Source organism: Klebsiella sp. 4_1_44FAA (genome assembly GCF_000238715.1).
Taxonomy (GTDB): Bacteria; Pseudomonadota; Gammaproteobacteria; order Enterobacterales; family Enterobacteriaceae; genus Klebsiella; species Klebsiella pneumoniae.
In genome coordinates this window covers 198,541-208,598 of the sequence record NZ_JH414804.1, presented here as the reverse complement: position 1 = coordinate 208,598, position 10,058 = coordinate 198,541, and the positions used below count along the sequence as shown (strand labels likewise).

At 62.9% G+C, this 10,058-nt stretch carries 9 protein-coding genes and 1 pseudogene; 2 read left to right on the top strand and 8 right to left on the bottom strand.

Going from position 1 to position 10,058, the window contains the following annotated elements:
- From HMPREF1024_RS05720 to HMPREF1024_RS05735, 4 genes are all read right to left on the bottom strand, one after another.
- Positions 1–366: carbohydrate kinase family protein (locus tag HMPREF1024_RS05720; RefSeq protein WP_009309416.1), on the bottom strand; the 366-nt coding region annotated here is incomplete at its 3' end.
- Between the two features lie 74 nt (positions 367–440).
- The gene (locus tag HMPREF1024_RS05725) at positions 441–1,382 is read right to left on the bottom strand and encodes an ABC transporter substrate-binding protein (protein WP_002885156.1); all 942 of its coding nucleotides are present in this window, start codon (positions 1,380–1,382) and stop codon (positions 441–443) included.
- A 30-nt stretch (positions 1,383–1,412) separates the two neighbouring features.
- The gene (locus tag HMPREF1024_RS05730; RefSeq protein ID WP_009309413.1) at positions 1,413–2,411 is read right to left on the bottom strand and encodes a ribose ABC transporter permease; all 999 of its coding nucleotides are present in this window, start codon (positions 2,409–2,411) and stop codon (positions 1,413–1,415) included.
- On the bottom strand, positions 2,408–3,928 hold the full coding sequence (locus tag HMPREF1024_RS05735) for a sugar ABC transporter ATP-binding protein (protein WP_002885173.1): 1,521 nt from the start codon (positions 3,926–3,928) through the stop codon (positions 2,408–2,410). Before HMPREF1024_RS05735 ends, HMPREF1024_RS05730 begins: the two co-directional genes overlap by 4 nt.
- Positions 3,929–4,107: 179 nt before the next feature.
- On the opposite strand from HMPREF1024_RS05735, the pseudogene HMPREF1024_RS05740 reads away from it, so the two are divergent.
- Positions 4,108–6,394 (top strand): annotated as a pseudogene (locus HMPREF1024_RS05740) (ATP-binding protein).
- Positions 6,395–6,464: 70 nt separating this feature from the next.
- Positions 6,465–6,818: a DDRRRQL repeat protein YjdP gene (yjdP, locus tag HMPREF1024_RS05745; protein ID WP_004151729.1), complete on the top strand. Its 354-nt coding sequence runs from the start codon at positions 6,465–6,467 to the stop codon at positions 6,816–6,818.
- Between the two features lie 21 nt (positions 6,819–6,839).
- On the opposite strand, the gene phnP is transcribed toward yjdP, so the two are convergent.
- Genes phnP through phnL form a run of 4 tightly spaced genes read right to left on the bottom strand, consistent with a single transcriptional unit; the run spans position 6,840 to position 9,990 of the window.
- Positions 6,840–7,598, bottom strand: coding sequence for a phosphonate metabolism protein PhnP (gene phnP, locus HMPREF1024_RS05750; RefSeq protein WP_009309407.1), 759 nt, complete (start codon positions 7,596–7,598; stop codon positions 6,840–6,842).
- Between the two features lie 15 nt (positions 7,599–7,613).
- A complete protein-coding gene (phnN, locus tag HMPREF1024_RS05755; protein ID WP_004151727.1) occupies positions 7,614–8,177 on the bottom strand; it encodes a ribose 1,5-bisphosphokinase in 564 nt (187 codons plus the stop codon).
- Positions 8,177–9,313, bottom strand: coding sequence for an alpha-D-ribose 1-methylphosphonate 5-triphosphate diphosphatase (gene phnM, locus HMPREF1024_RS05760; protein ID WP_009309404.1), 1,137 nt, complete (start codon positions 9,311–9,313; stop codon positions 8,177–8,179). Before phnM ends, phnN begins: the two co-directional genes overlap by 1 nt.
- Positions 9,310–9,990 (bottom strand): phosphonate C-P lyase system protein PhnL, encoded by a 681-nt coding sequence (gene phnL, locus HMPREF1024_RS05765; protein WP_009309402.1) that lies wholly within the window; start codon positions 9,988–9,990, stop codon positions 9,310–9,312. Before phnL ends, phnM begins: the two co-directional genes overlap by 4 nt.
- Positions 9,991–10,058 lie beyond the last annotated feature (68 nt).

The window sequence follows — 10,058 nt, the reverse complement described above, 5'->3', positions numbered from 1 at the left end:
ATCAAGCAGGCGGTTGGCGCCGGGAGAATGAAAGAAAGTGCGCTGGCCTTCGGCGTCGGTCATCACCTGGGTCATCGAGGTGGGGGCGGAGCTGGTGCGCTGTACGAGCTGGCGATTGATATGGTACTGATCGAGCATGGCGGTGATGTAGTCGCCATCGTTATCCTCGCCAATCAGGCCGATCGCCTGCAGCGGCAGCCCGGCGTGCATTTTGGCCAGGGTCAGCAGGACATTCAGCGGCGCGCCGCCGGTGGCGTGTTCGCTATGGACAATTTCCACCAGCCAGCCGCGCTCCGGCCACTGCCCGATCTGGTGGACATGATCGACCAGCATGTTGCCTGCGGCAATAATGCCTTTCCGTTCCATGATTGCTACTCCGCGCCGTCATATTCGTTAAGCGTAGCGCACAATCGGCGGAACGATTGTGCGCCTGGTTGCGCTTATTTCACGGTCCAGCCTTTGTAAGAGCTGACGTTATTTTTGTCGATCATCGTCACCGGGATCAGTACCGGCGCGGTCGGCGCTGGTTTGCCCTGCAGGATGTCGTAGCCAATCTCCACCGCCTTCGCCGCCATCACCTGTGGGTCCTGCGCTGGGGTGGCAACGAACAGCGAGTTCTTACGCTTCAGCGCCTCTTCGCCGTCCGGGCTGCCGTCGACGCCGACGATGAAGAACTCGCTGCGCTGCGCCTGTTTCGCTGCCAGATCGGCACCAATCGCCGTCGGATCGTTGATCGCGAACACGCCGTCAATCTTCGGATTGGCCGCCAGCAGGGAGGTCATTACCTCCAGGCCGCCTTCCCGGCTGCCTTTGGCGTTCTGGTTGGCGGAGAGGATTTTAATGTCCGGGTGTTTTTTGAACTCCGTTTCGCAGCCTTCGACGCGGTTTTGTACGGCGGAGACCGGCGGCCCGTTGATGATCACCACGTTGCCTTTGTTGTTCAGGCGGTCGCTAATGTATTTACAGGCCAGCTCGCCCGCCTGGGTGTTATCGGAGGTGATGGTGGCGTCGGCCCCTTCGGCGGCGACGTCAACCGCCACCACCACGATCCCGGCCTCTTTGGCCCGCTTCACCGCCGGGCCAATGCCTTTCGAATCTGCGGCGTTGAGGATGATCATATCGACTTTGGCGGCGATAAAGTTATCGATCTGCGCCACCTGCTGGCCCAGATCGTAGCCGCTGGAGACCAGCGTCACTTTGACGTTATCCCCCGCCAGCTTGCGGGCCTCCAGCTCCGCCCCTTTGGTGATCTGTACAAAGAACGGGTTGGCAAGGTCGCCCACCGTCACGCCAATCGCTTTCAGCTCTTTGGCCGACGCAAAAGGGGAGGCGGCCAGCAGCGCGCCAGCACACAGCGCGGTGACTATCGGTTTTAAACGCATTCGCTTTTCCTCGCAGGTAAGATGTTGTTGTTATGCACTTTGATGATGTCGGGTACGGTATTTGTCGATCAGCACCGCAATGATGATCACCGCCCCTTTGATCACCAGTTGCCAGAAGTAGGAGACCCCCATCAGGGTCATGCCGTTATTGAGGGTGGCGATAATTAGCGCCCCCACCAGCGTACCGGTGATGGTGCCGATACCGCCGACGAAGCTGGTGCCGCCGAGAATGACCGCGGCGATGGCGTCCAGCTCGTAGCCGACGCCGAGGTTGCCGTTGGCGCTGTACAGCCGCGAAGCGCTCATCACCCCGCCAAGGCCGGAGAGCAGGCCGCTCATGCCATAGACAAACAGCAGCACCAGCCAGACTTTGATGCCGGTCAGCCGCGCCGCCTGCATGTTGCCGCCCACCGCGTAGATATGCACCCCAAGGGTGGTGCGGCGCAGGATAAACCAGCACACCGCGATCACCGCCAGGGCGATGACTACCAGCCAGGGCACCGGGCCGAGGTAGTCATTGCCGATCCACTCGAAGCTGATATCGGAGTTGATCACCGTGGTGCCGTCGGCCAGCAGATAGGCGGCGCCGCGCAGCGCCGTGTAGGTGCCGAGGGTGACGATAAACGGCGGTAGCCCGGCGAAGGCGACCAGCGCGCCGTTGAACAGGCCGAGCAGCAGGCCGAGCATCAGCGCCGCCGGAATCGACAGCAACGCAAACGCCGGGATCAGCGACACCACCATCGCGGCCACTGCGGTGGTGCCAAGGATGGAGCCGACGGAAAGGTCAATGCCGCCGGTGAGGATGATGAAGGTCATTCCCGCCGCCAGCACAATGTTGATCGAGGCGTGGCGGGTGATATTCAGCAGATTGCTTTCCGTGAAAAAGTTGGGGGCGATAAAGCCGAAAACGGCGACGATCAGGATGAGGATCGGCAGAATGCCGACGGTCTGCATCAGGTCGCCCATCAACATTTTTTTCGCCGAAGCGGATTTCGCGACCGGCGCGGAGGTCTCTTTCGGTATGCTCATAGTTGCCCTGCCTTAAGGTGAGAATCGGTCACGCCGGTGGCCAGCGTCATGATACTTTCCTGGCTAATATCACCGGCCTGTAGCTCGCCGGCGATAACGCCCTCGCGCATCACATAGACCCGGTCGCTCATGCCCACCACTTCGGGCAGCTCGCTGGAGATCATCAGAATGGCGACGCCCTGGCGCGCCATGTCGTTCATGATGCGGTAAATTTCGCTTTTCGCGCCGACGTCGACGCCGCGGGTGGGTTCATCGAGGATTAGAATGCGCGGGCCAATCGCCACCCAGCGCGAAATTAACAGCTTCTGCTGGTTGCCGCCGGACAGTCCGCCGGCGCGCACCTGGGCGTGCGGCACGCGGATGTTAAGCAACTGGATGGCGTCATCGGAGATGGTTTGCGCCTTCCGGCGGTTGAGCATCCCCCAGGTCGCGTCGCGCTCCAGCGTCGCCATGGTGATGTTTTCCTGGGCTGCCAGTTCGAGAAACAACCCCTGTTCTTTGCGGTTTTCGGTCAGAAAGCCGATCCCGAGGTCGATGGCTTCCCGCGGCGAGTGGATCACCACCGGCTCGCCGTCAATCTCAATCACCCCGGCGGTGGCTTTGCGCACCCCGAAGATCAGCTGCGCCAGTTCGGAACGCCCGGCGCCGACCAGCCCGGCGAGGCCGACGATTTCGCCGGCATGCACCACCAGGCTGCTGGGCTTAATCTTGCCGCCATCGGTCAGATCCTCGACCCGCAGGCGCGGCTGGCCGCGGGGAATGTCCCGTTCTTTATTGAAGAGATCGCTGAGCGGCCGACCGACCATCATGCGCACCAGCTCCGGCGCGTTGAGCTTGTCGCGCACCAGGCTGCCGACATACTGCCCATCGCGCAGGACGCTGACCCGGTCGGAGAGCTCATACACTTCCGCCATGCGGTGGCTGATATAGATGATCGCCATCCCCTCATCGCGCAGGCGCAGGATGAGCTCGAACAGGCGCTGGGTTTCCCGCGAGGAGAGGGCGGCGGTGGGTTCATCCATCACCAGAATGCGGCTTTGACGGTGCAGGGCGCGGGCGATCTCCACCTGCTGTTGTTCGGCGATGGTCAGGGTCATCACCCGGTCGCTGGCTTTGAACTGGGCGCCGAGACGGTCGATCACCGCCTGCGCCTGGCTGAGCATGGCTTTGCGCTGCACCAGACCACCGCGCGCCAGCTCGCTGCCGAGGAAAATGTTTTCCGCGACGGTCAGGTTCGGCGCCAGCTGCATCTCCTGGTAGATCAACGTGATCCCGGCGGCCAGCGCGTCCTTGGGGCCGCGGATCGTTTGCGGTTTTCCGTCGATCAGGATCTCGCCGCTGGTGGCGGTATAGGCGCCGGCGAGGATCTTCATCAGCGTGCTTTTTCCGGCGCCGTTCTCCCCCATCAGGGCATGGATCTCGCCGGGCCAGACCGTCAGGTCGACGCCCTTCAGCGCGTAGAATTTGCCAAAAGCTTTGGCGATATGGCGCATTTCCAGTACCGGGGTGGCGGTCATCGCGGCGCTCCTGTCTGTAAGAACAATAGCTGCAGTCCACCACCGGAAAATAAATGCAGAATGTCAGAATCCATTCATATTTGTCATAGTGATAAATAGTTAACCGCGATCACAGTTACGCGGCGTCATTTTCTGCACCGTCACGCTTATCTGCCGACCGATCCTTCACCGGAGTTGTTATGACCGCTCGCCGACACCCGTTTTTCACCAGCGCCCGTGGCCGCCTGCTCTCCTTTAATCTGCTGATGGGCGTGGTCACCCTGTTGGTCAGCGGCGTGGCGGTGTTCGGCTTTCACCACGCCAGCCAGCTGCAGGAGCAGGTGCAGCGCCAGACTCTCAACGACATGCGCGGCAGTATGGATCTGGCGCGGGACACGGCGAATGTCGCCACGGCGGCGGTGCGCCTGTCGCAGGTGGTGGGGGCGCTGGAGTACAAAAGCGAAGCGGAACGGCTGCTGGCGACGCAGCAGGCGCTGAAGCACTCGCTGGCCCAGCTGGCGGCGGCCCCGCTGGCGCAGCAGGAGCAGGCGCGGGTGGCCAATATTATTCGCCGCAGCAACGCGCTGCAGCAGAGCGTGGCGGAGATGCTGGAGCGCGGCCAGCGCCGCCATCTGCAGCGCAATGCGCTGCTGAGTTCGCTTTACCAGAATCAGAGTAACCTGCGCCATCTCGCCGATCTTAACGATCGCGGCGGGGATAAGGCGATCGATCCGCGCCGGCTGGCCGAGATGGACCGGCTGATCGTGGCTGCGATCCATACCGTCACGCCGCGGTCGATCGTCCTGCAACTCGACCAGCTGCGCGGCGCCCTGCCGACACGCAGCGCCGATCCCGCGCTGGCGTTTGTCCTCCCTGATGTGACCCGCGAGCTGGCGACGCTGGCCCCGCTGTCGGCCCAGCTGGAGGAGAGCGACCTGACGATCAGCTGGTACATGTATCACATCAAAGCGCTGGTCGCGTTGCTTAACGAAGATATCAATCAGTACGTGACCCGGGTGGCGGAAGCCTCAGAGCAGCGGGCGGCGCAGAGCCATCGGGAGCTGCGCTCCATCAGTATGTTTATTCTGCTTTCCGCGCTGCTGGCGCTGGCGATCACCGGCTGCGCCGGGTGGTACATCTACCGTAATCTCGGCTCGAACCTGACCGCCATCTCGCGGGCGATGTCGCGGCTGGCTCAGGGAGAGCCGAACGTCTCGGTGCCGGCCCTGCAGCGGCGCGACGAGCTGGGGGAGCTGGCGCGGGCCTTTAACGTTTTCGCCCGCAATATGGCGTCGCTGGAGCACACCACCCGGCTGCTGAAAGAGAAGACCAACCAGATGGAGATCGATCGGATTAAGCGCCAGGAGCTGGAGGAGGCGCTGCTGCATAGTCAGAAGATGAAGGCCGTCGGCCAGCTGACCGGAGGACTGGCGCATGACTTTAACAACCTGCTGGCGGTGATTATCGGCAGCCTTGAGCTGGTGGAGCCGGATGCGCGCGATGCGCCGCGCCTCTCCAGGGCGCTGAAGGCGGCGGAGCGTGGGGCGCTTCTGACCCAGCGGCTGCTGGCCTTTTCGCGCAAGCAGGCGCTGCATCCCCAGGCGGTGGTGATGGCGCCGCTACTGGAGAACCTCAGCGAGCTGATGCGTCACTCCCTGCCGGCGACCTTAAGCCTGGAGATTGAGGCGCAGTCGCCGGCGTGGCCGGCATGGATAGACGTTGGCCAGCTGGAAAACGCCTTGATCAATCTGGTGATGAACGCCCGCGACGCCATGGCGGGGCGCGGCGGGGTCATCAAAATACGCACCTGGAATCAGCGGGTCACCCGCAGCAGCGGCCAGCGGCAGGATATGGTGGCCCTGGAGGTGATCGATCATGGCAGCGGGATGTCGCAGGCGGTGAAAGCCCGGGTGTTTGAACCTTTCTTCACCACCAAAGCCACCGGCAGCGGCAGCGGCCTGGGGCTGTCGATGGTGTATGGCTTTGTGCGCCAGTCTGGCGGCCGGGTGGCGCTGGAGAGCGCGCCGGGGGCAGGGGACGACGGTGCGGCTGCAGCTGCCGCGAGCGTTGACCGAGGTTGAGAAGGAGGTGGCGCCAGCGGTGGACGAGCCGCCCCCGGCGGGCGAGCGGCTGGCGCTGGTGCTGGAAGATGAAGAGGATGTCCGCCAGACGCTATGTGAACAGCTGCATCAGCTGGGCTGGCTGACGCTGGAAACCGCCAGCGGTGAAGAGGCGCTGCAGCTGCTGGAGGCCTCGCCGGATATTGCCCTGCTGATTAGCGATCTGATGCTGCCCGGGGCCCTGAGCGGCGCCGATGTGATCCATACCGCCCGACGCCGCTTTCCGGCGCTGCCGGTGCTACTGATCAGCGGCCAGGATTTGCGTCCGGCGCAGAACCCGGCCCTGCCGGAGGTTGAGTGGCTGCGTAAGCCGTTTACCCGCGCCCAGCTGGCGCAGGCGCTGAGCGCGGCGTACGCGAGGATTTGAGATTCCTCCGCTACCCGGGTTTCATGCGGATGATTAAGGTAGCGGCAGGACTCTGATGAGATTGGCCCCGATGAAACGTTACGCAACCGCACTGCTCTTTTGCACTCTGTCGCTGACCAGCCTGGCCGCTCGCGCCGATATTATCGATGACGCGATCGGCAATATTCAGCAAGCCATTAACGACGCTTATAACCCGGGCAGCAGTCGCTCCGATGACGACGACAGATACGATGACGATGGCCGGTATGATGACGGGCGCTATCAGGGGAGCCGTCAGCAGAGCCGTGACAGTCAGCGCCAGTATGACGAGCGGCAACGCCAGCTGGACGAGCGCCGCCGCCAGCTGGATGAACGCCAGCGTCAGCTCGACCGCGATCGTCGTCAGTTAGAAAGCGACCAGCGTCGGCTGGATGATAGCTACTGATCGCCCCCCGCAGGCCAGCGCTTAATCCAGCGCTATTTCCATCCCGTCATAGCCCGCTTCGAAACCTGTCGGCAGCGGGTTATCCATCATCCAGACGTCAAACTGGTGGCTGATATGGGTGAGGATCACCCGCGGACAGCCAATGATCTGGTTAAGGCTGCGGACGGTGTTTAGATCGTTATGGTTACGCGGGGTCTGCGCGCGCGGCTCATGACTGCAGTCGATGATCATCGCCTGCGGGCGGTTATTGAGCAAAAACTTCAGCGTCTTGTCCGGCAGCCCGGCGGTATCCGAGAGCCAGGCCAGCCGGCTGTGGGCCGACTCCAGCAGATAACCAAAGGTCAGCTTCGAGTGATTAAGGGGTAGGGGCGTCACCCGCAGCCCCTGCAGGTTAAACATCACAAACGGCGTGACGGTATGGCTAAAGTCAAGCAGACCGGGGTGTTTGAGCAGATCGTCGCAGCCTGCGTCATCCGGCGGGCCATAGACCGGAATCGACGCGCCGACTCCCCAGCGCAGCGGAAACAGCCCCTGCACATGATCCAGATGGTAGTGGGTCAGCAGCACCTGTTGAAAGCTGCCGGCGGGATGATGCTCCATCAGATCCGGTCGTCCGGCATCGAGCAGCGTCACGGCGCTGTTGAACGTGACCACTCCGCTACAGGGGCGGCGTCGGTGGCTCTCCTCGCGGCGTGCGCGGCGGCAGGCCGCGCAGTCGCAGCCGAAGACCGGCACCAGCTGAGCGCCGCCGGTGCCGGTTAAGCGGAGGGTCAGGCTCATCGTGTCACCTTTTGTTTATACCAGTTGATCCGCTTCGCGCGCCGCGTGGCTGCGCAGCAGGCGGAAAAATTCATCGACCGATTGTCGGAGACTGCCGTCGTTATTCAATGTCAGGCAGTTGTCCGGCTTATAGCGCGCGGCGCGTTCCAGACGCTGGGCGATTTCCAGCGCGTTTTCCCGGCCGCGCTGCTCCAGCCGCTGGCGCAGCACCGGCGGCGAGACGGCGAGACAGATCGGCACCAGCACCTCGCCGTAGCGTTCCCGGGCCAGCGCCAGATGGGCGCGGGAGCCGTTGGCCACCACGTCAAAGCCGGCGTGCAGCCAGAGGTCGATCTCCACGCCAATGCCATAGTAAGTATTGTTGGCGTGCCAGCTGAGAGCAAAAAGATGCTGCTCGGCGCGGGTAAAAAACTCATGTTCGCTGAGGGCGATATGATTCTCGCTGCCCGCGTTAAACGGGCGGGTTATGTAACGATGGGCCACCAGCAGCTGCGGGTGCTCGCGCTGGCGCAGCGCCGCCAGCAGGCTATCTTTACCGGAGCCGGAGGGGCCCACCAGCCAAATCAGTTTTCCTGGCATTAAAAGACCCTCTTTCCCTGGCGCCAGACATGGTCGATCTGGATATGTTCGCCGCGACGGTGCGCCAGCACCAGGTCGGCGCGTTTCCCCTCGGCGATGACGCCGCGATCGTCAAGGCCCAGCGCCTGCGCCGGATGCTGACTGACCAGACGGATCGCCTGTGGCAGGGTGAAGGCATTGTCCTCGGCGTCGGCGATGCGGAAAGCGGCATCCAGCAGGCTGGCGGGGTAATAGTCAGATGAGAGGATGTCCAGCAAACCGTGGCTCGCCAGCTGGTGGGCGGCGACGTTGCCGGAGTGGGAACCGCCGCGCACGATATTCGGCGCCCCCATCAGGACGTGCATCCCGTGCTGACGTGAAGCCTGCGCCGCGGCCAGCGTGGTGGGAAACTCGGCGATCACGCTCCCTAGCTGGTGAGATTCGGCCACATGCGCTTCGGTGGCGTCGTCGTGGCTGGCGAGGGCGATACGGCGGGCGCGGCACATGGCGGCGATGGTCTGGCGATTGGGCTGCGACCAGGTGGCGGCCAGAGCCATCTGCTCGGCTTCAAAACGGTCCATTTCGTCATGCGTCAGATGATATTTGCCCTGATAATAATCGCGGTACTTGCTGCGATCGGCGTACTGACGCTGGCCCGGCGAGTGGTCCATCAGAGAGACCATGCTCACCGACTCGCGATCGATCAGCTTTTCAAACAGCGGCAGCGTGGTGTGATGCGGCAGCTCGCAGCGCAGGTGCAGGCGGTGTTCGGCGCGGTTGAGACCGCGCTTTTGCGTCTCCTCCACGGCATTGACCATCTTCTCCAGATTCTCAAGACGATCGCCGCCATCGCGCACGTCGCCAATCGCCACGGCGTCCAGCACGGTGGTGATGCCGCTGGCGACCATCATGGCGTCATGGCTGCTCATCGCCGAGTGGGCCGGCCAGTCTACCTTCGGCCGCGGGGTAAAGAACTTGTCGAGGTTATCGGTATGCAGTTCGATAAGGCCTGGCAGCAGCCAGCCGCCTTCCCCATCCAGCGCCTGCGGCAGCCGGCTCTGGCTTTCCGCGAAGGCGAGGATGCGACCGTGCTGGACTTCCAGTGAACCGTGGACCACGTCGTCGTCGAGAACCAGTTTTACGTTATTGATAATCATGCTGTCATTCCCATGGAGTGCAGTCGGTCGGCGACCTGACGGCGTATCCCTTCGTCATGGAAAATCCCCACGATGGCCGCGCCGCGCGCTTTGGCATCGTGGATCAGGTTGACCACGGCAGCACTGTTTTTGGCATCCAGCGAGGCGGTGGGTTCATCAAGGAGCAGGATCGGATAGTCGACCGCAAAACCGCGGGCGATGTTGACCCGCTGCTGCTCGCCGCCGGAAAAGGTGGACGGCGCAAGGTGCCACAGGCGTTCCGGAACGTTGAGGCGGGTCAGGAGCTGGGCGGCTTTCGCGGCGCTCGCTTCGCGCGGCGTCCCAAGATCGAGCAGCGGCTGCATCACCACCTCCAGCGCCGAAATGCGCGGGATCACCCGTAGAAACTGGCTGACCCAGCCGATGGTGGTTTTGCGCACTTCCAGCACCTTGCGTGGGGTGGCGGTGACCAGGTCCACCCATTCGTCGCCGTGGCGGATATGGATATGGCCGCTGTCCGGCAGATAATTGGCGTACAGCGAACGCAGCAGGGTCGATTTGCCGCTGCCGGAGTGACCGTGGAGCACCACGCACTCCCCGGCGTTAACGGTCAGCGAGGCGTCGGCCAGCACCGGCAGACGCACGCCGTGCTGCTGGTGCAGAACAAAGGTTTTATGGACGTTTTCAACGCGGATCATGTTAGCTCTCACGAGGTTGAGTTGCCGGGTGGCGCTTCGCTTACCCGGCCTACGAATAACGCACCTGT

Coding starts and splice junctions, on each gene's coding strand:
- phnN (WP_004151727.1), bottom strand. CDS start 8,177: ATGCCAGGAAAACTGATTTGGCTGGTGGGCCCCTCCGGCTCCGGTAAA.
- phnM (WP_009309404.1), bottom strand. CDS start 9,313: ATGATTATCAATAACGTAAAACTGGTTCTCGACGACGACGTGGTCCAC.
- HMPREF1024_RS05735 (WP_002885173.1), bottom strand. CDS start 3,928: ATGACCGCCACCCCGGTACTGGAAATGCGCCATATCGCCAAAGCTTTT.
- phnL (WP_009309402.1), bottom strand. CDS start 9,990: ATGATCCGCGTTGAAAACGTCCATAAAACCTTTGTTCTGCACCAGCAG.
- phnP (WP_009309407.1), bottom strand. CDS start 7,598: ATGAGCCTGACCCTCCGCTTAACCGGCACCGGCGGCGCTCAGCTGGTG.
- HMPREF1024_RS05730 (WP_009309413.1), bottom strand. CDS start 2,411: ATGAGCATACCGAAAGAGACCTCCGCGCCGGTCGCGAAATCCGCTTCG.
- HMPREF1024_RS05725 (WP_002885156.1), bottom strand. CDS start 1,382: ATGCGTTTAAAACCGATAGTCACCGCGCTGTGTGCTGGCGCGCTGCTG.
- yjdP (WP_004151729.1), top strand. CDS start 6,465: ATGAAACGTTACGCAACCGCACTGCTCTTTTGCACTCTGTCGCTGACC.